This is a genomic window from Rhodopseudomonas sp. AAP120 (assembly GCF_001295845.1).
Classification (GTDB): domain Bacteria; phylum Pseudomonadota; class Alphaproteobacteria; order Rhizobiales; family Xanthobacteraceae; genus Rhodopseudomonas.
The window spans coordinates 1-22,924 of record NZ_LJIC01000198.1 but is presented as its reverse complement, the minus strand read 5'-3'; the positions used below and the strand labels follow the sequence as shown (position 1 = coordinate 22,924).

The window sequence follows — 22,924 nt, the reverse complement described above, 5'->3', positions numbered from 1 at the left end:
TTCGCGAAAGAGGATGGATTGCCGGGTCAAGCCCGGCAATGACGGGGCAACTAACAACTTCGTCGACCGTACAATGGGCAAGGACTGACATGGCAAATAAAGTCAAAGAACTCTGGGCCTCCGGCAAGGTGGTGATCAACGGCTGGCTCGCGATTCCGTCGGGGTTCTCGGCCGAGGTGATGGCGCAGTGTGGGTTCGACAGCGTCACGGTCGATATCCAGCACGGCGTGCAGGACTATCAGTCGATGGTCGCCTGCTTCCAGGGCATGCAGGCGCATCCGGTGACGCCGATGGTGCGGGTGCCGTGGAACGAGCCCGGCATCATCGGCAAGGTGTTGGACGGCGGCGCTTACGGCGTGATCTGCCCGATGGTCAACACCAAGGAAGAGGCCGAGGCCTTCGTTCAATATTGCAAGTACCCGTCGCGCGGCACGCGCAGCAACGGCCCGATCCGCGCCGGCCTCTATGGCTCGTCGGGCAATTATCAGACGACCGCCAACGACGAGACTCTGTGCATCCCGATGATCGAGACCCGCACCGCGGTCGAGAACATGGAGGCGATCCTCGACGTCGAGGGCATTGCCGGCGTCTATGTCGGCCCGAGCGACCTCGGCTTTTCCTACGGCCTGGTGCCGAAGCTTGACCGCGACGAGCCGGAGATCCTGAAGATCTACGACAAGCTGCTCAAGGAATGCGACAAGCGCGGCATTTATCCTGGCATCCACTGCTCCGGCCCCGCCGGCGCCGCCAAGAACATCGCGCTGGGCTTCAAGCTGGTGACGCTGCTCAACGACAGCGGCATCATGGCGATCGGGGCGAAGCAGTGGGTCGGCGAGACACGGAAGAATTCGGGCGGCAAGGCGTAGATCGTCGCACATTCTCATCGCGCGCGCATCCCCGTGTCCCGGGCGCGATGCGGCACCTTGTGGCGCTTCGCAGACCCGGGCCCCCGGTTCAGCAGCGGTCCCGCGGATACAACCGGGACCCCGGATCTGCGCCGCGACACTGCGTGCGGCGGCTTGTCCGGGGAACGGGGGCGTGGTGAGCTTCTCAAGATGAGCTTTCTCCACACCCACCATCCTCCGCGAAAGCGGGCGATGACGGCCGGTGGAAGGGGGAGGCGCCCTCCGCTTAAGCACCCCTTGCCCTTTGTTCGCACTTGATCGGCTCGGGTTCCAGTGTTCTGCTCAAAAAGAATGCTGGAGTTGCCCTGTGTCGATCTTCGTCGCCCTACATCACGTCACGCATTACAAATACGACCGCCCCATCGACCTCGGCCCCCAGACCATCCGGCTGCGCCCGGCGCCGCACACGCGGACGCCGATCCTATCGTATTCGCTGAAGGTCACGCCTTCAAACCATTTCATCAACTGGCAGCAGGATCCGCAGGGCAATTGGCTGGCGCGGTTCGTGTTTCCAGAGAAGGCCGACGAGCTCAAGATCGAGGTCGACTTCACCGCGGCGATGACGGTGATCAATCCGTTCGACTTCTTCGTCGAGAGCTACGCCGAGAGTTTCCCGTTCGCCTACAGCGCCGACCTGCAGCACGAGCTTGCGCCCTATCTCATCACCGAGCCGCCAGGGCCGCTGTTCAAGGCCTATCTCGATCAGATCCCGCGCGAAGCGGAGAGCACAGTCAACTTCCTGGTCGATCTCAACGCCAAGCTGCGCGAACGCGTCAACTACATCATCCGGATGGAGCCCGGCGTGCAGACGCCGGAGGAAACGCTGGCCAATGGCAGCGGTTCGTGCCGGGACTCGGCTTGGCTGCTGATCCAGACGCTGCGCCATCTCGGCCTCGCCGCCCGCTTCGTCTCCGGTTACTTGATTCAAATCAAGCCTGATATCCAATCGCTGGACGGCCCGAAGGGCGCCGAGAGCGACTTCACCGATCTGCATGCGTGGGCGGAAGTCTATCTGCCCGGCGCAGGTTGGGTCGGCTTCGACGTCACGTCGGGACTGCTCGCCGGCGAGGGGCACATCCCGGTCGCGGCAACGCCGCATTATCGCACGGCGGCGCCGATCTCCGGCGTGGTCGGCTTCGCCAATGTCGATTTCAATTTCGAGATGAAGGTCGAGCGGATCCGCGAGGCGCCGCGAATCACGCTACCGTTCTCGGACGAGTCGTGGTCGCGGCTGGATAAGCTCGGCGATAAGGTGGATGCTGATCTGGCTGCGCAGGACGTACGGCTGACGATGGGCGGCGAGCCGACCTTCGTATCGATCGACGACATGGAGTCGCCGGAGTGGAACGTCGCCGCGGTCGGCGGTGCCAAGCGGATGCTGGCCGACGATCTGATCCGCCGGCTGCGGACGCGGTTCGCGCCGGGGGGGCTCCTGCATTTCGGCCAGGGCAAATGGTACCCGGGCGAGAGCCTGCCGCGCTGGGCGTTCGGCCTGTATTGGCGCAAGGACGGCGCGCCGATCTGGAAGAATGCCGACCTGATCGCGCCGGTGTTCGGCCAGCGGCCTGCCAAGGTCGAGCAGGCCGAGCAGTTCGCGATCGGCACCGCCAGGCGGCTCGGCATCGACACCGACTACGTGCTGCCGGCGTTCGAGGATCCGAACCATTGGCTGCAGAAGGAAGCAAGCCTGCCGCCGAACGTCGATCCGTCCGATAGCAAGCTTGCCGACCCGGAAGAGCGCGCCCGGATGGCGCGGGTGTTCGACTCGGGGTTGACAACGCCGAAGGGATTCGTGCTGCCGATTCAGGCTTGGCAGGCGGAAGCACAGCAGCCGAAGAAGCGCTGGCGCAGCGAGCGTTGGAAGCTGCGCCGCGGCAACCTGTTTCTGGTGCCGGGCGACTCGCCGATGGGGTTGCGGCTGCCGATCGCGTCGCTGCCGCATATTCCGGAAGAGGACTATCCGTACATCGTCGAGCGCGACCCGCTCGATCCGCGCGGCCCTCTGCCGAACTACGCGCCGATGAGTTTTGCCCCGCCGCCTGCGGCCGAGCCCGAGCAGATGGCGGTGTTCGAGCAGTCGGCTGCCGCGATGGGCGCTGCTCATCAAAATGTCGAGGAGCAGAAGCTGCGCAAGGGCGGGGTGCGCACCGCGATGTCGATCGAGATTCGCGAAGGCGTGCTGTGCGCCTTCATGCCGCCGACCGAAAACATCGAGGACTATCTCGAACTGGTCGCTGCGGTCGAAGACACCGCCGAGGAGATGCAGCTTCAGGTGCATGTCGAAGGCTATCCGCCGCCGTTCGATCCGCGCATCGAAGTCATCAAGGTGACGCCCGATCCCGGCGTGATCGAGGTCAACATTCATCCGGCGCAGAACTGGCGCGAGGCGGTGACCACGACCTTCGGGCTCTATGAGGAAGCCGCGCAGGTGCGGCTCGGTGCTAATCGTTTTCTGATCGATGGCCGCCACACCGGGACCGGCGGCGGCAACCATGTCGTGGTCGGTGGCGCCAGCCCGGCCGATTCGCCGTTCCTGCGCCGGCCGGATCTGCTCAAGTCACTCGTGCTGTTCTGGCAGCGGCATCCGTCGCTGTCCTATCTGTTCTCCGGCATGTTCATCGGCCCGACCAGCCAGGCGCCGCGGATCGACGAAGCGCGGCACGACTCGCTGTATGAACTGGAGATCGCGCTCGCCCATGTGCCGCCGCCCGGCTTCAAGGGGCCGCTGTGGCTGACCGACCGGCTGTTCCGCAACATCCTGGTCGACATCACCGGCAACACGCATCGCGCGGAAATCTGCATCGACAAGATGTTCTCGCCGGACAGCCCGACCGGCCGGCTCGGCCTGGTCGAATTCCGCGCGCTGGAGATGCCGCCGGATCCGCGGATGTCGCTGGCGCAGCAGCTGCTGATCCGCGCGCTGATCGCGATGCTGTGGAAGCAGCCGCTGGACGGCAAGTTCGTGCGCTGGGGAACGGCGCTGCACGACCGTTTCATGCTGCCGCATTATCTGTGGGAAGATTTCCGCGACGTGCTCGGCGAGCTCGGCCGCGCCGGCTACGCGTTCGAGCCGGAGTGGTTCACCGCGCAGCTCGAGTTCCGCTTCCCTGTGTTCGGCAGCGTGTATCACGGCGGCGTCACTCTGGAAGTGCGGCAGGCGCTGGAGCCGTGGCACGTGCTCGGCGAGGAAGGCACCGCCGGCGGCACGGTGCGCTACGTCGATTCGTCAGTGGAGCGGCTGCAGGTCAAAGCCGAGGGCTTCGTCGAGGGGCGCCACGTCATCACCTGCAACGGCCGCCGGCTGCCGATGACGTCGACCGCGCGATCGGGCGAAGCGGTGGCGGCGGTGCGGTTCAAGGCGTGGCAGCCCGCATCCGGGCTGCACCCGACCATCCCGGTGCATGCGCCGCTGGTGTTCGACATCGTCGACACCTGGAACGGCCGCTCGCTCGGCGGCTGCGTCTATCACGTGGCCCATCCGGGCGGGCGTTCCTACGAGACGCGCCCTGTCAACTCGTACGAGGCCGAAGCCCGCCGACTGGCGCGTTTCCAGGACCACGGCCATACCCCGGGCAAGATCGACCCGCCGCACGAGGAACGCACACTTGAATTCCCGTTGACCCTCGACTTGCGGACCCCGCTGCTGCATTGATTCAGCCGGCAGAGGGGGCTTCCATGGCGCAGGGCGGCAGTCAGGCGAAACGCGGCCGTCCGCGCGACCGCAAGGTCGCGCAATGGACGCGCGACTATACCCGGCTACCCGGCATCCCGGACGAATTCCTCGGCGACGACGGCATGCCGCGTCCGGTGTGGTCGCGCTATTTCGACGCCTTCGCAGCGCTGTCGGCCGACGAAATCGAGCGTCGCTTCGGCGCCGCCGACCGGCATCTGCGCGACGCGGGCGTCACCTACCGGGCGCCGACCGACGCCGCCGAGCGGCCTTGGTCGCTCAGCCATGTTCCGCTGCTGATCGACGATGGCGAATGGCAGCAGATCGCCGCCGGCATCGCCCAGCGCGCGACACTGCTCGAAGCAGTGCTGCAGGATCTCTACGGCGACGGCCAATTGATTGCCTCGGGCGCGATCCCGCCCGCGGCGATCGCCGGCAGCCCCGAATTTTTGCGGGCCGTCGCAGGTGTGAAGCCGCCGGCGGGGCGCTATCTGCGGATCTACGCCGCGGATATCGGCCGCGGACCTGACGGGCGCTGGTGGGTGCTGGGCGATCGCACGCAGGCGCCGTCCGGCATGGGGTACGCGCTGGAAAACCGGCTGGTGCTGTCCCGCGCCTTCACCGATCTCTACAAGTCGATAAATGTCGAGCGCGTCGCGCCGTTCTTCGAGGCGTTCCGCGACAGCCTGCGCGCCAGCGCCGATCGCGACGAGCCGCGAATCGGCCTGCTGACCCCGGGGCCGTTCAGCGAGACCTATTTCGAGCACGCCACGCTGGCACGCTATCTCGGCTTCCTGCTGGTCGAGGGCGACGATCTCGCGGTGTCGGGCGATCGCGTCCACATCCGCACCGTCGCCGGGCTGAAGCGGCTGGACGTGCTGCTGCGCCGCGTCGACTCCAATTCGCTCGATCCTCTCGAACTCGACGCCTCGTCGCAGCTCGGCGTGCCGGGCCTGATCGACGTGCTGCGCAAGAATGGCGTGGTCATCGCCAATATGCCGGGCGCCGGCGTGATCGAGGCGCGCGCATTGCTCGGCTTCCTTCCCAGCCTCAGCCGCCGGCTGCTCGGCGAAGACCTGAAGATGCCGCATATCGCCACCTGGTGGTGCGGGCAGGCTTCGGCGCGTGACGAGGTGCTGTCGCGGCTCGACGAGTTCGTCATCGAGGGGGCCTACGGCGCAGTGCTGCCCGGATTTTCCCAGAGAGGGCCCGTGCTGCCGGCCGAACTGCCGCCGGTGGTGCGCGATCATCTGCGCGACGCCATTGCGACGCGCGGCATGGACTATGTGGCGCAGGAGCAGGTCCGGCTGTCGACCACGCCGGTATGGGACGGCGGTAAGCTGGCGCCGCGCCCCTTCGTGCTGCGGGTGTTCGCCGCAGCTACCGAAGACGGCTGGTCGATCATGCCCGGCGGCTTCTGCCGGATCGCCGAACGGCTGGATTCGCGGGCGGTGTCGATGGGCGAGGGGGCCCGCGCTGCCGACGTCTGGGTGGTGTCGGAGGGCGCCGTATCGACCGCCTCGCTGCTGCCGGCCGTGGATAACGTCCGGATCCGGCGCATCACCGGCCTGTTGCCCAGCCGGGCGGCCGACAATTTGTTCTGGCTCGGGCGTTATCTCGAACGCGCCGAGGCGACGCTGCGGCTGGTGCGTGCGCTCAGCGTGCCGCAGCGCGATCCGGGCAAGGGTCCACTGCATCAGGCGATCGAGCGCATCCAGCGTCTGCTGATCAGCTGGGGCGCGACGTCTCTGGCGGCGCGCGCCCAGACCTCGAAGATCGCCGCCGATGCGCTGCACAGCGAGGAGGAGTTCGGCTCGGCGCTGTCGCTGATCCGCGCAGCGCAGCGCAACGCCTCGTCGCTGCGCGAGCGGCTATCGCCGGATGCGTGGCAGGTGATCACCCAGACCGCCGATCGTCTGGCGCGGCCCGCCGAGGACGAGGAGGCGGTGATCGCACTGGCCGAGATCACATTGCAGGAACTCGCCAGCTTCTCCGGCCTGTCGCAGGAAAACATGAACCGCGCTGCCGGCTGGCGTTTCCTGCGCCTCGGCCGCCGCGTCGAGCGCGCCATCAACACCACGCGTTGGACCCGGCAATTCGCCGGGGAGGACGCAACCGCTGAAGATCTCGACGTCCTGCTGACGCTGATCGATTGCCAGATCACCTACCGGTCGCGCTATCTAGTCGCGCCGCTGCTGGCCCCAGTGCGCGATCTCGCGGTGCTCGATCCGTACAATCCGCGCTCGGTGGCGTTTCAGGTCGAGGAGCTCAACGAACATATCGCCAGCCTGCCGACGCTGAAGGAGGGTGGCATGATCGAGCGGCCGCAGCGGCTCGCGGTTGCGCTGCAGGCGACCTTGGCCACGGCGGAAGCCGCCGAACTCGACAGCCGCAAATTGTTCGCGTTGGAGCAGGACCTGCTGTCGCTCGCCGACGCGATCGGCTCGCACTACTTCCCACACGGTGCCAGCGCGACGCGGCCGGAGAAACTGACGGGGCTGGCGTGATCTACGATATCCGTCACGTCACCAGCTACAGCTACGGCAGCCAGGTCAGCTTCGCGCGCTGCTCGCTGCGGCTGACGCCGCTCAGCGACGCGCACCAGAAGCTGATCTCGCACAGCATCGAGATCAAGCCGAAGCCGGCGACACGCACCACCCGCGTGGATTTCTTCGGCATTCCGACTGAGAGCATCGTGATCGAGACGCCGCACAAAGCGCTGCGGATCGATAGCCGCTCCCGGGTCGAGGTCGACCGGGTCCCGCCGCCGCGCGATGCCGGCAGCAGCGCCTGGGAGAGCGTGCGCGAGGCGGCGCTGGCTTGCGCACGCCTCGATGCCCATGCGCCGGTCGGCTACGTGTTTCCCAGCGCGCTCGCGCCGATCCAGTCGGCAGTGACGCGTTACGCCGCGAAGAGCTTCCCGCCCGCGCGCGGCATCCTCGCGGCGACCGCCGACCTGATGCGCCGGGTCCACAGCGAATTCCGCTACGATCCGAAGGCGACGGTGATTTCGACGCCGCTCGCCGAAGTATTCGAGAAGCGCCACGGGGTCTGTCAGGATTTCGCGCATGTGATGATTGCGGGCCTGCGCGGGCTGGGGCTGCCGGCGGCCTATGTCAGCGGTTACTTGCGGACCTATCCGCCCGCCGGCCAGGAGCGGCTGCAAGGCGCCGACGCGACCCACGCCTGGGTATCGGTATGGTGCGGCAACGAGACCGGCTGGGTCGGGTTCGATCCGACCAACGATCTGCTCGTCGCCAACGATCACATCGTCCTGGCGGTCGGTCGCGACTTCTCCGACGTGTCGCCGGTCGACGGCGTCATCGTCGGCTCGCGGCGGCAGAAGCTGTCGGTCGCGGTGGATGTCATCCCCGTCGAGTAGGGGACGATCAGTCGCGAAGCCGGGTCGATGCTTTCGCTAATCGCCGGGTGTTCATCCTGAGTATCAGACCTCGTAACTAAGCGAGGTGCCGATTTAACGCCTCGTTCGCGTTTGATTGGCAGGCTGACGCGTCGCCGTACGGCTGGGGCGAGCCACAGGAGATTTGCGCGTGCACAGAAAATCCTTGTTTGCCATCGGCGTCGCGATTGCCGCCGGGGCCGCTACGCCTGCCTTTTCGCAAGCCAGCAAGGACGATGCGGTCGCCATCGTCAAGAAAGCCGTTGCGGCCATCAAAGCCGACGGGGCCGAGAAGACTTACTCGCTGATCAGCGACAAGTCCGGTCCGTTCGTCAAAGACGATCTTTATGTCGTGGTGTACCAGCTCGACGGCAAGGTGCTGGCCCACGGCGCCAACGCCAAGTTCATCGGCAAGGACATGATCGACGCGCAGGATGTCGACGGCAAGCTTTACGTCAAGGAGCGGGTCGAACTTGCCGGCAAACAGCCGTCGTTCTGGCAGGACTACAAATTCGTCAATCCGGTGAGCAAAAAGGTCGAACCGAAAGAGATGTACTGCGAACGCCTCGACAATACTGCGGTCTGCGCTGGCGTCTACAAACTATGACGAGGACGTCTCGCCGCCGCGGTCGGCGCGAGATGCGGTGCAGGCCGTCGAAATGAGGCGCTGGATGAAGGCCATCGGTCTGTCGTGGAAGGTGCAGCTCGCGCCGGCCCTGCTGGTGCTGGCGTTGCTGGGGATCGGCGGCTTCGCGTTGCAGGCGCTGCGCGTCAATCAACAGAGCGTGGACGCGCTGATCGCCGGCCCGGTGCGGCTGTCGGAGCAGGCCGGCGAACTCAACAACGCGGCGTGGACCGCGCATGCCCGGCTCTACCGGTTGGCAGCCACCGCCGCCAATGAGAGCGACGAGTCCAAGCTCGCGAAGGTGTCCAAGGAGGCCAGCGCCGCCCTGGGGCAAATTCCGGGTGCGCTCGCGGATGTCGAGAAGGCGCTCGGCACCGCCGCGGCACAGCCGCCGTTCCAGAAGCTGAAATCGGCTGCTGCCAGCTATCTGAAACAGGCGAAGAACGCGATCGAGATGGCCGACGGCGACGCCGGTTCGGCGATGCTGTTCATCAAAAGCGCGGAGAAGAGTTTCGCCGAGATCGACTCGTTGATCAGCGACCTGATCGTCGCCAGCAATGAGAGCCGCGACCGCGAGATCGCGCGTTCGGCGATTGCGCTGGACCGCCAGCAATGGATGCTCGGTGGGATCCTACTCGGCGTCTGCTTCGTGGGCATCCTGATTTCGGTCCTGATCGGTCGCGGCATCGCCAGGCCGGTGGTGGCGATGTCCGGCGCGATGCACGAACTGGCGTCCGGAAATTTCGGCGTGCAGTTGCCGGGGCTCGAGCGGGGCGACGAGGTCGGCCGGATGGCGCGCGCCGTCGAGGAGTTCAAGCTGCAGGCGGTGGCCAAGGCCGAGCGTGAGCACGCCGAGCGTGAGCGGCAGGAGCATGAAGCTGCGGCGGCCCGCCGCGCCGAACTGCATCAACTGGCCGACGGGTTCGAGTCGGCAGTGGGCGAGATCATCGAGACCGTCGGCACCGCTTCGCGCGAACTGGAACATTCCGCCGATGCGCTGGCGAAGGGCAGTTCTGCGACGCAGCAACTGTCCGACGTGGTCGCCGCTGCGTCTGCCGAAACCTCGCACAACGTTCAGTCTGTGGCGTCGGCCGCCCAGCAGATGAATGCCTCGGTGGCCGAAGTCGGTCGCCAGGTCGGCGAGTCGCGGAGCATCGCCGCCGAGGCCGTGACGCAAGCCGAGCAGACCGACAGTCGGATCGCCAAGCTGGCCCAGGCCGCGACCCGGATCGGCGACGTCACCCAGCTCATCAACACGATCGCCGAACAGACCAATCTTCTGGCCCTCAATGCCACCATCGAAGCCGCGCGTGCCGGCGATGCCGAGCGGGGTTTCGCGGTCGTGGCGCAGGAGGTGAAGGTGCTGGCCGAACAGACCTCGAAGGCGACCGGCGAAATCAGCGCGCAGATCAATGAAATTCAACTGGCGACGCGCGAGTCGGTGGTGGCCATCAAGGAGATCGGCGGCACCATCGCGCGGGTCGCCCACATCGCCTCGACCATCGCGGCGGCGGTCGACGAGCAGGGAACGGCGACGCAGGGAATCTCGCACAGCGTGCAGCAGGCCGCGGCCGGCACCAATCAGGTTGCAACCAGCATCGCCGACGTCAATCGCGGTGCGGCAGACACCGGCGAGGCTTCAGCGCGCGTGCTGACGTCTGCGCAAATGTTGTCCAGCGAAAGTGGCCGTTTGCGCGCCGAAGTGCAAAAATTTCTCGCAACGGTTCGGGTCGCGTAGTTTCCCGCCCGATGCTAGCCTGCCCGCGGCGCGCCCGTCAGCGCGCACGCGAGGATGTCATGAGCTATCGCCACGCCATCGGCAACGTCACCTACGTGTTCGACAATCTCCGGGATCTGCTCGCCAAGGCGACGCCGCCGCGCTCGGGCGACCGGCTCGCCGGCATCGCGGCCGAGAGTGCCGAGCAGATGGTCGCAGCGCGGATGGCGCTGGCCGAGGTGCCGCTGCGGCGGTTTCTCGACGAGACGGTGATTCCTTACGAAGACGACGAGGTGACGCGGCTGATCGTCGATAGCCACGACGCACAGGCGTTCGCCCCGATCGCGTCGCTCACCGTCGGCGGCTTTCGCGACTGGCTGCTGTCCGATGTCGCCACGTCGGCAGTGCTGGCGTCGATCGCGCGCGGCGTGACGCCGGAAATGGCGGCGGCGGTGTCCAAGCTGATGCGCAATCAGGACCTGATCCTGGTGGCCAAGAAGTGCAGCAACATCACCCGCTTCCGCAACACCATCGGCATGCCGGGCCGGATGAGCGTAAGGCTGCAGCCCAACCATCCGTTCGACGACGCGCGCGGCATCACCGCCTCGACCCTGGATGGTTTGCTGCTTGGAGCCGGCGATGCCTGCATCGGCATCAATCCGGCGAGCGATGATCCCGCGGTGCTCGGCGATCTGGTGCGGCTGCTGGACGAGGTCATCGGCCGGCTTGCCATTCCCACCCAGAGTTGCGTGCTCACCCACGTTACCACTTCGCTGCAGCTGATGGAGCAGGGCGCGCCGGTCGATCTGGTGTTCCAGTCGATCGCCGGTACCGAGGCGGCCAATCGCAGCTTCGGGATCGATCTGTCGGTGCTGAAGGAAGCGCACGAGGCCGGACTGGCGCTGAAGCGCGGCACGGTCGGCGACAACGTGATGTATTTCGAGACCGGGCAGGGTTCGGCCCTGTCTGCCAATGCCCACCACGGCGTCGATCAGCAGACCTGCGAGGCGCGCGCCTACGCCGTGGCGCGGGCCTACGCGCCGCTGCTGGTCAACAGCGTGGTCGGCTTCATCGGTCCCGAATATCTGTATGACGGCAAGGAGATCATCCGCGCCGGGCTGGAGGATCATTTCTGCGGCAAGCTGCTCGGCCTGCCGCTCGGCGTCGACATCTGCTACACCAACCACGCCGAAGCCGACCAGGACGACATGGATACGCTGCTGACGCTGCTGGCGACCGCCGGCGTCAGCTTCATCATGGGCGTCCCCGGCGCCGACGACGTCATGCTGAATTACCAGTCGACGTCGTTCCACGATGCGCTTTACGTCCGCGATCTGCTCGGCCTGAAGCGTGCGCCGGAGTTCGACGACTGGCTGGTGCGCACCGGCCTTGCCAATGCGGATTTCCGCCTGACCGCCGCCGACGGTCGCCTGCCGGACTTCGCAGCCCGCCTGATCGCCTGAGGTCCGCCGCCCGTCCGGTTTCGGTTTTGGGCAATGGCTTTGCGGAATCGCTGTCAAAGAAATCGGTGGCCGCGCGAATTGTGCCGTGATTAGATCGGCATAACGCGGCTGCGGCCGGTATTGTTTTGGGGATTTCGGAACCAGAATCGTCATTGGAAAGTTATGGCAGACGGCTTGAATTAAGCCCGTCATTCGAACCGTTCCGGGGCTCCGGCAAACAGATCAAGGACGGGTTTCGAGAATTGTTCCTTGGGGAGTCTGATGAGAGCTGAGTCCGGCAACACCAGCCGTCGCATTCTGTGCGTCTTCCCGCGCTACACAAAATCGTTCGGCACGTTTCAGCACTCCTATCCTCTGATGGACGGCGTCGCCGCGTTCATGCCGCCGCAGGGCCTTTTGGTGATCGCGGCGTATCTTCCGGAAGACTGGTCGGTCCGGTTCGTCGACGAGAACATCCGCACCGCGACTGCCGCGGATTTCGAATGGGCGGACGCGGTGTTCGTCAGCGGCATGCATATTCAACGTCAGCAGATGAACGACATCTGCCGCCGTGCCCATGATTTCGATCTGCCGGTGGCGATCGGCGGCCCCTCGGTCAGCGCCTGCCCCGATCATTACCCGAATTTCGATTATCTGCATGTGGGCGAACTCGGCGACGCCACCGACCAGTTGATCGCGCGCCTCGCGCATGATGTCAGCCGCCCGCAGCGGCAGATCGTCTTCACCACCGAAGACCGTCTCGATATGACGCTGTTTCCGATTCCGGCCTACGAGTTGGCGGAGTGCAGCAAGTATCTGCTCGGCAGCGTGCAGTATTCCTCGGGCTGCCCGTATCAGTGCGAGTTTTGCGACATTCCGGGCCTGTACGGCCGCAATCCGCGGCTGAAGACGCCGGAGCAGATCATCACCGAGCTCGACCGCATGGTCGAATGCGGCATCCGCGGCTCGGTGTACTTCGTCGACGACAATTTCATTGGTAACCGCAAGGCGGCGCTCGACCTGCTGCCGCACCTCGTCGAATGGCAGAAGCGGACCGGCTTCCAGCTGCAACTCGCGTGTGAGGCGACGCTCAACATCGCCAAGCGGCCAGAGATCCTGTCGCTGATGCGCGATGCGTATTTCTGCACGATCTTCTGCGGGATCGAGACCCCCGACCCGGCTGCCCTGAAGGCGATGCACAAGGACCACAACATGATGGTCCCGATCCTGGAGGGGGTGCGGACGATCTCGAGCTACGGCATTGAGGTGGTGTCGGGCATCATTCTCGGCCTCGACACCGACACGCCGGAGACCGGTGAGTTCCTGATGCAGTTCATCGAGCAGTCGCAGATCCCGTTGCTCACCATCAATCTGCTGCAGGCGCTGCCGAAGACACCGCTGTGGGACCGCCTGGAACGCGAGGGCCGGCTGGTTCACGACGATAATCGCGAGTCCAATGTCGACTTCCTGCTGCCGCACGATCAGGTGGTGGCGATGTGGAAGGACTGCATGGCGCGTGCCTACGAGCCCGAGGCGCTGCTCAAGCGCTACGAGTATCAGATCGAGCACGCCTACAAGACCCGGTTGCATCCGGTGACGCCGCAGCGCGCCTCCAAGGCGAATATCAAGCGTGGCCTGATCATGCTGCGCAACATCTTCTGGCAGGTCGGCATCCGCGGCGACTACAAGCTGGCGTTCTGGAAGTTCGCGCTGAAGCGGCTGATCCGCGGCGACATCGAAAACCTGCTGCTGGTGATGGTCGTGGCCCATCATCTGATCATCTACGCACGTGAGGCCTCGCGCGGCCAGGCTAACGCATCCAACTATTCGATCCGGCTCCGCGAAGCCGCGGTGCCGGCGGAGTAGCGGAATGATGGTGATCTCCTCCTGTCGGGCCGCCAGCGAAGGCGCGTCGCAAAGGGTTCAAGCATGACTTCGTCTTCGATGACCCCGCGCTCATTTGCCGATCTGCGGGGCCTCACCCCGGCGCGCGTGGCGCTGGGACGGTCCGGCGTCAGTCTGACCACCGATGCGCTGCTGGATTTCACGCTTGCCCACGCCCGCGCCCGTGACGCGGTGCATGCGCCGTTCGACGCCGCCGCGCTCGGCGCCGAGCTTGGGGCGCTCGGCCTCACTCCGCTGCTGGTGGCGAGCCGGGCCGGAAGCCGCCGCGACTATCTGGCGCGGCCCGATCTCGGCCGTCAGCTCGATCCATCCGCCCGCGCCGGGCTGGAGCAACGGGCCTCCGCCGCCGATCTGGCCATCGTGGTCGGCGACGGTCTGTCGCCGGTCGCGGTTTCGGCCCAGGCCGTCGAGGTGGTCCGCCGACTGCTGCCGCGGCTGGCGGCCGCGGGCATCAGCCTCGATCCGGCAGTGGTCGCCACTGGCGCCCGGGTCGCGCTGGGCGATGAGATCGGCGCGCTGCTCGGCGCCCGCATCGTGCTGGTGCTGATCGGCGAGCGGCCGGGTCTGTCGGCGCCGGCGAGCCTTGGCGCCTATGTGACGCTCGGGCCGAAGCTTGGCCTCACCGATGCCGATCGCAATTGCGTGTCCAACATCCATGCGGCGGGCATATCGGCCGACGAAGCTGCGTTCAAGATCGCGTGGCTGGTGCGTGAGGCGCTGTCCCGCGGCGTGTCCGGTGTTGCCCTCAAGGACGAAAGCGGGGAAGGTGCCTCCGCACCGGAGCTGACGGCGCCCGTGTGACGCGCGGCAGGACACCGGATCGCGCAGGCCGTGCGAATCTGATCGAGTGTGCCCCGTGCGCTCCCTCACGGGGGCATCGGGGCTGTACTCCACACGACGAATCCATCCCATGCCGTCACGAAAGATCGCGTTTTCGAGCGAAGTGGATCCCCGGTTCGCATCACGAAAACGCGTTGAAATTATCCTAGAGCGCCGGGTCTGATTCGATCAGAACCGGCTTGCTCGCGTCTTTCGGTGCGGCGGGTCGCAATCGTGCCGGAATTATCGCGGACTTGAACGATCGCCAGAACGGAACAGCGCATGCTGCACAAGAACATCACGGACGCCGAAGTGGACGAGCTGCACCGCAGGAAGCTCAGCATCGCCTTCGGGCTGGAGCGGATGGGGTTGATCGCGGTGCGCGCGCCGATCCTGTCCTGCCTGATCCTGGTCGCGCTGGTCGTGGGTGCCATCTTCGGGATTCAGCGGATCAAGATCGACGACTCGCTCAGCCAGCTGTTTCGGTCCGACACCAAGGAGTTCAAGCAGTACGAGGAAGTCACCAAGCGCTTCCCCTCGACCGAATACGACGTGCTGGTCGTGGTCGAAGGCAAGACGCTGCTCGAGCGCGAAAATCTCGAGAAGGTCCGTGACCTCGTCACCGATCTGCAGTTGGTCGACGGCGTCCGCGGCCTGATCTCGCTGTTCTCGGCGCGGCAGGCGCCGGAGCCGGGCAAGCTGCCGGCGGCGCTGTTTCCCAACGAACTGCCGGAAGGCGAGGCCTACGACAAGTTCATCGCCACGGTGAAGAGCAACGAGATCATCCGCGGCAAGCTGCTGTCGGACGACGGCACGCTGGCGCTGATCGTGCTGTCGCTGTCGCCGGAGATCGTCAGCAATAACAAGCTGTCGACCACCATCGGCGAAATCCGCAAGGTGATGGCCGAAGATCTCGAAGGTAGCAATCTGTCGCGGCAATTGTCCGGCGTGCCGGTGATGCAGCTCGAAATCCGCAACGCCGTGGAGCGCGACGGCCTGATCTACAACATCGCCGGAATCTTGGCCGGCTGCGTCATCGCTATCCTGTTCTTCCGCAAGATCTCCTTCATGGTGGTGGCGGCATTCCCGCCGCTGCTGGCGATCCTGCTGTCGCTCGGCGTGCTCGGCTGGGCCGGCTTCAGCCTCAACATGTTCCTCAACGTGATGACGCCGCTGATCATGGTGATCAGCTTCGCGGATTCGATGCAGCTCACTTTCGCGGCGCGAGATCGATTGATCGCCGGCGAGGACAAATACACCGCCTTCAAGAACGCCGTTCTGGTGGTCGGGCCGGCCTGCGTGCTGACCCACGCCACCGCCGGCATTTCCTTCATCGCGCTGCAGTTCTCGGATTCCGACCTGATCCGCGCGTTCGGCGAGGCCGGCCTCGTCGCCACGGTGATCGCGCTGATCGCGGTGCTGTCGCTGGTGCCGGTGTTCGGCGTGCTGCTGGTGCGCAACGAGCAGGCGTTCGCGGCGAAGTTTCAGGGTGCCGACCTTGGCGTCAACGCGCTGCGCCGGTTCTGCGCCTTCATCGCGGTGCGGATGGTCGGCCATCCCGGCCTGTTCAGCCTGCTGGCGCTGCTGCTGGTCGGCGGACTCGGCGTGATCTACGCCAATCTGGAGCCGCGGTACCGGCTCGCCGATCAGGTGCCCGACAAGGAGCAGGCGGTGCAGGCCAGCGACCGGCTCGATGCCAAACTCACCGGCGCCAATCCGATCGACGTGCTGATCGAATTCCCGAAGGGCCAGACGCTGTACTCGCCGGAGACCCTGCAGGTCATCGCCGACGTGCACAGCATGGTCGAGAAGCAGGCCGGCGTCGGCAACGTCTGGTCGCTGGAGACGCTGCGGCGCTGGCTCGCCGAGAAGGCGCACACCAACGACGTCGCCACGCTCAAGGAATATGTCGACGTCATCCCCGAGCATCTGACGCGGCGCTTCATCTCCGCCGACCAGACCGCCGTGGTGGTCTCAGGCCGCGTGCCGGATCTGGATTCCGCCCAGATCCTCCCGGTGGTGCAGAAGCTCGATCATGCGCTCGACACTGTGCGGCAGAAATATCCGGGCTATGAGGTCGCGGTCACCGGCCTTTCGGCGATCGCCGCGCGCAACAGCGCCGACATGATCTCCAAGCTCAACCACGGCCTGACCATCGAATTCCTGCTGGTCGCCGTGTTCATCGGGCTCGCGTTCCGGTCGGTGGTGGTGATGCTGGCCTGCATCCTGCCGGGCATTTTCCCGGTGGTGCTGTCGGGCACGCTGCTGTGGCTGATGGGCGAGGGGCTGCAATTCGCCAGCGTGGTGGCGCTGACGGTGTCGTTCGGCCTCGGCCTCAGCGCGACCATCCACTTCCTCAACCGCCTGCGGCTGGAAAGTCCGCCGGGCACCAGCGCAGCGCTCGCGGTCGAGCGCGCCACCGTGCTGGTCGGCCCGGCGCTGATCCTCACCACCGTGGTGCTGGCCTGCGGCCTCGGCGTTACCGTGTTCTCGGATCTGCCGTCGCTGCGGCTGTTCGGCTGGCTCAGCGCCTTCGCCATGGTGGCGGCGCTGATCGCCGATCTGTTCATCCTGCGCCCCACCGCGATGTGGCTGATCAGCACCGCCGAACGGCTGCGCGGCAAACCCAAAGCGGGGACGGTGGTGTAAGCCGGCGTAATCAGCTCACGCCAGCGCCGCCTGGATCTCGCCGAGAAACAACGCCGCCGCGGGCGGCAGCGTACGGCTCTTCTTCTTGATCACCGCGATCGAGCGCTCGAACGACGGATCGTCGATCGGGCGTGATTTGAGACTTGGCTCGGCCTTGATCTCCTTGGCCGAGGCGGGGAGCACCGTGACGCCGAGCCCGGCTTTCACCATGCCGACCGCCGTCATCATGTAGGTCGCCTCGCAAGCGGGCGCTGCGACCAGGCCCGCGCTTGCAAAGGCGGAATCGACGATCGCCCGCACGCTGGTTTCGGAATCCATCAGCACAAGCGGTTGCGCCGCCAGATCCTGCAAGGTGATGCGGCGTTTGCGGCTGAACGGATGCTGCGCCGGGAAGATGACCAGCATCTGATCGCGCGACCGGCAGATCACCTCGAAATCGTCCGCCAGATCGTCGCCGCCGGTGATGCCGAGATCGACTACCTCAGCGAGGACGCTCGCGCAGACACGGCTCGCGATGACATCCTTGACGACGAACGACATGCCGGGACGGGCGCTGTGAAATTTCGAGATCAACTCAGGTAACAGCCCGGCCGCGAAGGACGGCAGCGCCGCGATCCGGACGACGCCGTGCTTCTGCTGCGCCAGCGCCCGCGTGTCGACGATCACCGCGTCGAGTTCGCGCAGGATGCGCTGAAACCCCGGGAGCAGTTCGCGGCCGATCCTGGTCAGTTCGACCGTGCGGCTGTTGCGGTCGAGCAGCCGCACCGCCAGCAGCGCTTCCAGCTTGTGGATCTGCACCGTGAGCGCCGGCTGCGAGAGATGGAGCAAACTTGCGGCACGGGTGAAGCTCCTCAACTGCGCCACCGCGACGAACGCCCGGATTTGTCGCGTGCTTATGTCCATAATGGTTCATTATGGCTGCGATCCGAACATTGCAATTGTCAAATTGCCGGGTTTAGACGCTGGTGGCGCGGCGGCGGGCGCCTGCGTCCAGACCGCGAACAGCGACGCGTTCGGGAGGATTCAGATGTTGGCCATTCTCGGCCTCGGCACCGTGTCGGTGCTGCTGGCGACGATCTTGACCAAGCGGATGTCGCCGCTGATGGCCCTCATCCTGATCCCGATCGTCGCGGCGCTGATCGGCGGATTCGGTTTCGAGACCAGCAAGTTCGTCGTCGACGGGCTGAAGAGCCTGGCGCCGGTGGTCGGGATGTTCGTATTCGCGATCCTGTTCTTCGGCATCGTCACCGACGCCGGCATGCTCGATCCGATCATCGATCGCATCCTGCGCACCGTCGGGACGCGACCGACCCGGATCGTGATGGGCACGACGCTGCTGGCGCTGCTGATCCATCTCGACGGCTCGGGCGCCGTCACCTTCCTGATCACCATCCCGGCGATGCTGCCGTTGTACGACCGGCTCGGGATCGATCGGCGCATTCTCGCCTGCGCGGTGTCGATGGCTGCCGGCGTCAACTTCCTGCCGTGGACCGGGCCGATGATCCGCGCCTCGGCGGCGCTGAAGCTGCCGATCTCCGACATTTTCAATCCGTTGATCGGCGTGCAGCTCGTCGGCTTGGTTTTCGTATTCGCGATGGCCTATCTGCTCGGGTGCTACGAAGAAAAACGCCTCGGCCTGACCGGCGCGCAAGGTGACACCGTGATGCCGGAGCGCAAGCTCAGCGAGGCGGAGCAGGCGCTGCGGCGCCCGCAGAACTTCTGGATCAATCTGGTGCTGACTGTGCTGGTGTTGGGCACGATGGTGTGGATGGGCGAGAAGATTCCGCCGGCGATCATGTTCATGGTCGGCACCTGTCTGGCGCTGCTGATCAACTACCCGAACGTCGACATGCAGCGGCAGCGCGTCGACGCCCATGCCAAGGCGGCGCTGATGATGGCCAGCATCCTGCTCGCCGCCGGCGTGTTCACCGGCATCATGCAGGGCTCGGGGATGCTGAAGGCGATGGCGATGGCCGCAGTCACCTTCGTGCCCGAGGGCATGGCGCAACACATCCCGTTCGGGCTCGGCCTGATCTCGATGCCACTCAGCCTGCTGTTCGATCCGGACTCGTTCTATTTCGGCGTGCTGCCGGTGCTGGCCGAGGTCGGCAAGCATCTCGACGTGCCGGCGGTGCAGTTTGCGCAGGCCTCGCTGCTCGGGCAGATGACGACGGGGTTTCCGATCAGCCCGCTGACGCCGGCGACCTTCCTGGTGGTCGGTCTGACCGGGATCGATCTCGGCGACCACCAGAAGTTCACGTTCCCGTTTCTGCTCGGTGCGTCGGTGGTCATGACCTTCGCCTGCGTCGCCTTCGGCGTGTTTCCGCTCTGACCATGGAGGTCCCCGCGTGAGAACCATCAGGATCGGCTCCGGCGCCGGCTATTCGGGCGACCGCATCGAGCCCGCGGTCGAACTCGCCGAGAAGGGCGACATCCAGTATCTCGGCTTCGAATGCCTCGCCGAGCGCACCATCGCGCTGGCGCAGCAGGATAAGATGAAAAATCCGGAGGCCGGCTTCGACCCGCTGCTGGAACGGCGGATGCGCGCGGTGCTGCCGATCTGCAAGGCGCGCGGCATCAAGGTCATCACCAATATGGGCGCCGCCAATCCGCGCGGCGCGGCCGCAGCGACCGCGCGGATCGCCAAGGCGCTTGGCGTCAAGGATCTCAAGATCGCGGCAGTCGGCGGCGACGACGTGCTGGAGGCGTGCCGCGACGGCAATCTGCCGTTTCTCGAATTCTCCGGCCGCGTCGCTGACCTCGGCAATAGGCTCTTGTCCGCCAATGCGTATCTCGGCGCCGAGCCGATCGTGCGGGCGCTTGCTGCCGGAGCGGACGTGGTAATTACGGGGCGGGTCAGCGATCCGGCGCTGTTCCTGGCGCCGCTGATTCACGAATTCGGCTGGGCGCTCGACGACTGGCACCGGCTGGGGAAGGGCGTGCTGGTCGGCCATCTGCTGGAATGCGCCGGCCAGATCACCGGCGGCTACTTCGCCGATCCCGGCTTCAAGGATGTCGCGGGGCTGGCGCGGCTCGGATTTCCGATCGGCGAAGTCACGGAAGACGGCGACGTCGTGATCACCAAGGTCCCGGGCTCGGGCGGCGCCGTGACGGAGGCGACCTGCAAGGAGCAGTTGTTGTACGAAATCCACGATCCGGCCAACTACATCCAGCCCGACGTGATCGCCGATTTTTCGCAGGTCCGAGTCGAGCAGATCGGCCTCGACCGTGTGCGCGTCACTGGTGCCACTGGCAAGCCCGCCACCGACACGTTCAAGACCTCGGTTGGCTTCATCGACAGCTATGTGGGCGAGGGGCAGATGTCCTATGCGGGCCCCGGCGCCTTCGCGCGGGCACGCCTGGCGCTCGACATCGTGCGCGAGCGGCTCGAACTGTGCGGCGTTCGGCTCGACGAGGTGCGCTACGATCTGATCGGCATAAACGCACTGCACGGCGCAGAACTGTCGAAGGGGCACGAGCCCTATGAGGTCCGGGTCCGCGTCGCTGGCCGCAGCAATAGCCGCGCCGAGGCGTTGCTGGTCGGCAACGAGGTCGAGACGCTCTACACCAATGGCCCGGCCGGCGGCGGCGGCGCCTTCAAGGCGACCCGCGAGGTGATCGCGGTGGGATCGGTGCTGGTGCCGAAGCGGCTGGCGACGCCGACGCTGCAGATGTTCAACGTGTAGTCGGCCGGCGCCGCGCGTCTTGCAGCGGCGCAACTCGGAGATTTCCATGAAGCTACGCGAGCTCGCTCATTCCCGCACCGGCGACAAGGGCAACACGTCCAACATCTCAGTGATTGCGTTCGATCCGGCGAATTACGCATTCCTGCGCGAACACGTCACCGCCGAGCGGGTCAAGGCGCTGTTCGCCGGGATCGTTCACGGCGAGGTCACGCGCTATGAACTGCCGAACATCGCGGCCTTCAACTTCGTGTTGACCGATGCGCTCGGCGGCGGCGTTACCCGCTCGCTCGCGCTCGACGCCCACGGCAAAAGCCTCAGCTCGGCGCTGCTGGATCTGGAGTTGCCCGAGCAGGCCGCCGCAGAGTCGATCTGAAGTAGCTGTCGCATAGAAGCAAAGCGGGGCGCTGCTTACCACCCTCCCCTGGAGGGGGAGGGTCGCTCGCGGAGCGAGCGAGGTGGGGTGGCGAAGAGTTCATCCGCAGTGCCCGCGGCTCACCCCACCCCGGCGAGCACCGCGCTTCGCGCGCTACTAGCCGACCCTCCCCCTTCAGGGGAGGGTGAAGGGACGCGGTGCCGTTGACCGGCGAATGTCGGCTGGCCGCCTTTGTCGCGGAGGCTCGGCCAAACGTTGATGCCCGGCACCAGGCGGCATAACGGCGTCCGAAACGCCTCTTAGAATCGTGCAAACCAAAAGCCCCCGGACCATCCATCCGGGGGCTTCGATGTCTCGACAGTGCAGACAGATGGCGTGCGATCAGCCGCCCTTGGTCATGCTGATGTTGACGCCGCGGATGTCGCCCTTGGAGCTGATCGCAACCGACTGCTTGTTGCCGCGGGTGGTCAGCGAAATGCTGGCGGCGAAGCCGGCGGCCTCGACGAACACTTCGATGTTGCCGCCGCCGGCCTTGCCCTGCAGGTTGCCGTTGATGTTGCGGCTCGCCTCGCTCCAGTTGCCGGTGATGCGGTCGCCGCTGCTGGCGACGTCGGCCGAGAGGTCGAACTTGTAGCTGTCGCTGGCGCAGCGCAGGGTCTGGGTCAGCTGGTTGCCGCCGCCGCCGACCTTGTAGGTGGCGCGGCAGCGGATTCGCTCCTTCGTGCCGTCGGACAGAGCGACGGTGCCGGTGCCCGACCAGGCGCCTTCGAAGCCGGCGAACGGCCCCTCGGCATAGCTGGCCGAAGCCGACAGCAGCATCGCAGCAGCGACGCCGGCAGCCTTCAGCGCATGAAGCGAACAGGATGAACGAAGCAGTGTCATTCTTGTCTACCCCTGAAATTCGTGCCGAAACGACGCTGCGCCGTATCAGCCTGTTAGTGTCTTTGCGTAACGACAGGTTCAAATCAAATAATATCGCGCTTGGTTCCGCGCAAACGAACCCGGGTTGCAGCAAACCCTGGCTGTAGCACGGCGGCCACGGCCGTCTCGCCGCCTCGGAACCGAACGCAATTGTCGTAAATTCGCAACGTCACGCGAGGAAATTCCCCAGGCTGAGGACTGCATTTGAAACATGGTCTCATGTGTCGCAGTATCAGCGCAAATTCGGCCGCATTCGCGGCTGAATGGCTGTCTAAACCTCAGACCCGTTAACTTCAGAGTCGTTAAACCTTAGAGTCGATCGGGCCCTCGCTGGCGCCGCTTTGCCGCTGATCGACGCTTGATTCAATCCCCCGCACCACCGAAGGAAGAAAATGCATAAGATCTTGGTTGCGCTGACGTTGCTGCTCGTCCCGGTGTCGACCGGCGCCTATGCCCAACAGCAACAGCAACAGCGCAGCGGGACGCCCGAGGAGCAGGCTGCCTGCTCGCGTGACGTGTCGCGCCACTGCCGTGCACTGATGGACCAGGGCGATCTCGCGATTCTCGCCTGCCTGAAGGAAAACCGCCCGAAGATCAGCCGCGCCTGCAACCAGGTGTTGCTCAACCACGGCCAATAATCGCATTCGCCAGCCGGGCGGGCCGACGGCCCGCTGCGGCTTTGCAGTCACGATCTGACGCCGGCGTTGCGCGCTCGCAACCAGCCCGCGTCAATATCGTTGGTTTCACCGGCGAATTTCCCGTATATGGCGTGCGCGAACGGATCAGCCCGGGATACCGGGAGGGTCCGTTCG

The 22,924-nt window shown here is 65.6% G+C and carries 16 protein-coding genes; 14 read left to right on the top strand and 2 right to left on the bottom strand.

Annotated elements, in window-relative coordinates:
• The first annotated feature begins 89 nt into the window (after positions 1–89).
• From IP86_RS25930 to IP86_RS25885, 10 genes are all read left to right on the top strand, one after another.
• Positions 90–866 (top strand): HpcH/HpaI aldolase family protein, encoded by a 777-nt coding sequence (locus IP86_RS25930; RefSeq protein WP_054165326.1) that lies wholly within the window; start codon positions 90–92, stop codon positions 864–866.
• Positions 867–1,212: 346 nt separating this feature from the next.
• Positions 1,213–4,557: a transglutaminase family protein gene (locus tag IP86_RS25925; RefSeq protein ID WP_054165325.1), complete on the top strand. Its 3,345-nt coding sequence runs from the start codon at positions 1,213–1,215 to the stop codon at positions 4,555–4,557.
• Between the two features lie 23 nt (positions 4,558–4,580).
• Positions 4,581–7,082, top strand: coding sequence for a circularly permuted type 2 ATP-grasp protein (locus tag IP86_RS25920; RefSeq protein WP_054165324.1), 2,502 nt, complete (start codon positions 4,581–4,583; stop codon positions 7,080–7,082).
• Entirely contained in the window at positions 7,079–7,957 is an 879-nt protein-coding gene (locus IP86_RS25915; RefSeq protein ID WP_054165323.1) for a transglutaminase family protein, read from the top strand. The genes IP86_RS25920 and IP86_RS25915 overlap by 4 nt, the downstream gene beginning before the upstream one ends.
• Positions 7,958–8,126: 169 nt before the next feature.
• Positions 8,127–8,582: a cache domain-containing protein gene (locus IP86_RS25910; RefSeq protein ID WP_082364265.1), complete on the top strand. Its 456-nt coding sequence runs from the start codon at positions 8,127–8,129 to the stop codon at positions 8,580–8,582.
• A 64-nt stretch (positions 8,583–8,646) separates the two neighbouring features.
• Positions 8,647–10,338, top strand: a complete 1,692-nt coding sequence (locus IP86_RS25905; protein WP_502694019.1) for a methyl-accepting chemotaxis protein — start codon at positions 8,647–8,649, stop codon at positions 10,336–10,338.
• A gap of 59 nt (positions 10,339–10,397) precedes the next feature.
• Complete coding sequence (locus tag IP86_RS25900; RefSeq protein ID WP_054165321.1) at positions 10,398–11,780, top strand: ethanolamine ammonia-lyase subunit EutB; 1,383 nt, start codon at positions 10,398–10,400, stop codon at positions 11,778–11,780.
• A 261-nt stretch (positions 11,781–12,041) separates the two neighbouring features.
• Positions 12,042–13,625, top strand: a complete 1,584-nt coding sequence (gene hpnP, locus IP86_RS25895) for a hopanoid C-2 methylase (protein ID WP_054165320.1) — start codon at positions 12,042–12,044, stop codon at positions 13,623–13,625.
• A gap of 63 nt (positions 13,626–13,688) precedes the next feature.
• Positions 13,689–14,465: an ethanolamine ammonia-lyase subunit EutC gene (gene eutC, locus IP86_RS25890; RefSeq protein ID WP_054165319.1), complete on the top strand. Its 777-nt coding sequence runs from the start codon at positions 13,689–13,691 to the stop codon at positions 14,463–14,465.
• 300 nt (positions 14,466–14,765) lie between these two features.
• Positions 14,766–17,132, top strand: a complete 2,367-nt coding sequence (locus IP86_RS25885) for an efflux RND transporter permease subunit (RefSeq protein ID WP_054165318.1) — start codon at positions 14,766–14,768, stop codon at positions 17,130–17,132.
• Positions 17,133–17,147: 15 nt separating this feature from the next.
• Here IP86_RS25885 and IP86_RS25880 read toward each other — a convergent pair whose 3' ends face one another.
• Positions 17,148–18,035 (bottom strand): LysR family transcriptional regulator, encoded by an 888-nt coding sequence (locus IP86_RS25880; protein WP_054165317.1) that lies wholly within the window; start codon positions 18,033–18,035, stop codon positions 17,148–17,150.
• Positions 18,036–18,159: 124 nt separating this feature from the next.
• On the opposite strand from IP86_RS25880, the gene IP86_RS25875 reads away from it, so the two are divergent.
• From IP86_RS25875 to IP86_RS25865, 3 genes are read left to right on the top strand one after another with little or no spacing between them, the layout of a single operon-like run.
• A complete protein-coding gene (locus tag IP86_RS25875; RefSeq protein WP_054165332.1) occupies positions 18,160–19,464 on the top strand; it encodes a CitMHS family transporter in 1,305 nt (434 codons plus the stop codon).
• A gap of 16 nt (positions 19,465–19,480) precedes the next feature.
• Complete coding sequence (locus tag IP86_RS25870; RefSeq protein WP_054165316.1) at positions 19,481–20,818, top strand: acyclic terpene utilization AtuA family protein; 1,338 nt, start codon at positions 19,481–19,483, stop codon at positions 20,816–20,818.
• 46 nt (positions 20,819–20,864) lie between these two features.
• Positions 20,865–21,191 carry an AtuA-related protein gene (locus IP86_RS25865; protein WP_054165331.1) on the top strand — a complete coding sequence of 109 codons (327 nt, stop codon included), beginning with the start codon at positions 20,865–20,867 and terminating at the stop codon, positions 21,189–21,191.
• Positions 21,192–21,572: 381 nt separating this feature from the next.
• Here IP86_RS25865 and IP86_RS25860 read toward each other — a convergent pair whose 3' ends face one another.
• Positions 21,573–22,073, bottom strand: coding sequence for a hypothetical protein (locus IP86_RS25860; RefSeq protein WP_054165315.1), 501 nt, complete (start codon positions 22,071–22,073; stop codon positions 21,573–21,575).
• 431 nt (positions 22,074–22,504) lie between these two features.
• On the opposite strand from IP86_RS25860, the gene IP86_RS25855 reads away from it, so the two are divergent.
• Positions 22,505–22,750: a hypothetical protein gene (locus tag IP86_RS25855; RefSeq protein ID WP_054165314.1), complete on the top strand. Its 246-nt coding sequence runs from the start codon at positions 22,505–22,507 to the stop codon at positions 22,748–22,750.
• Positions 22,751–22,924 lie beyond the last annotated feature (174 nt).

What these genes read in the sequence shown, in the direction of transcription:
- IP86_RS25930 (WP_054165326.1), top strand. Translation starts at nt 90, where the DNA reads ATGGCAAATAAAGTCAAAGAACTCTGGGCCTCCGGCAAGGTGGTGATC.
- IP86_RS25920 (WP_054165324.1), top strand. Translation starts at nt 4,581, where the DNA reads ATGGCGCAGGGCGGCAGTCAGGCGAAACGCGGCCGTCCGCGCGACCGC.
- IP86_RS25905 (WP_502694019.1), top strand. Translation starts at nt 8,647, where the DNA reads ATGAAGGCCATCGGTCTGTCGTGGAAGGTGCAGCTCGCGCCGGCCCTG.
- IP86_RS25900 (WP_054165321.1), top strand. Translation starts at nt 10,398, where the DNA reads ATGAGCTATCGCCACGCCATCGGCAACGTCACCTACGTGTTCGACAAT.
- hpnP (WP_054165320.1), top strand. Translation starts at nt 12,042, where the DNA reads ATGAGAGCTGAGTCCGGCAACACCAGCCGTCGCATTCTGTGCGTCTTC.
- eutC (WP_054165319.1), top strand. Translation starts at nt 13,689, where the DNA reads ATGACTTCGTCTTCGATGACCCCGCGCTCATTTGCCGATCTGCGGGGC.
- IP86_RS25885 (WP_054165318.1), top strand. Translation starts at nt 14,766, where the DNA reads ATGCTGCACAAGAACATCACGGACGCCGAAGTGGACGAGCTGCACCGC.
- IP86_RS25880 (WP_054165317.1), bottom strand. Translation starts at nt 18,035, where the DNA reads ATGGACATAAGCACGCGACAAATCCGGGCGTTCGTCGCGGTGGCGCAG.
- IP86_RS25875 (WP_054165332.1), top strand. Translation starts at nt 18,160, where the DNA reads ATGTTGGCCATTCTCGGCCTCGGCACCGTGTCGGTGCTGCTGGCGACG.
- IP86_RS25865 (WP_054165331.1), top strand. Translation starts at nt 20,865, where the DNA reads ATGAAGCTACGCGAGCTCGCTCATTCCCGCACCGGCGACAAGGGCAAC.
- IP86_RS25860 (WP_054165315.1), bottom strand. Translation starts at nt 22,073, where the DNA reads ATGACACTGCTTCGTTCATCCTGTTCGCTTCATGCGCTGAAGGCTGCC.
- IP86_RS25855 (WP_054165314.1), top strand. Translation starts at nt 22,505, where the DNA reads ATGCATAAGATCTTGGTTGCGCTGACGTTGCTGCTCGTCCCGGTGTCG.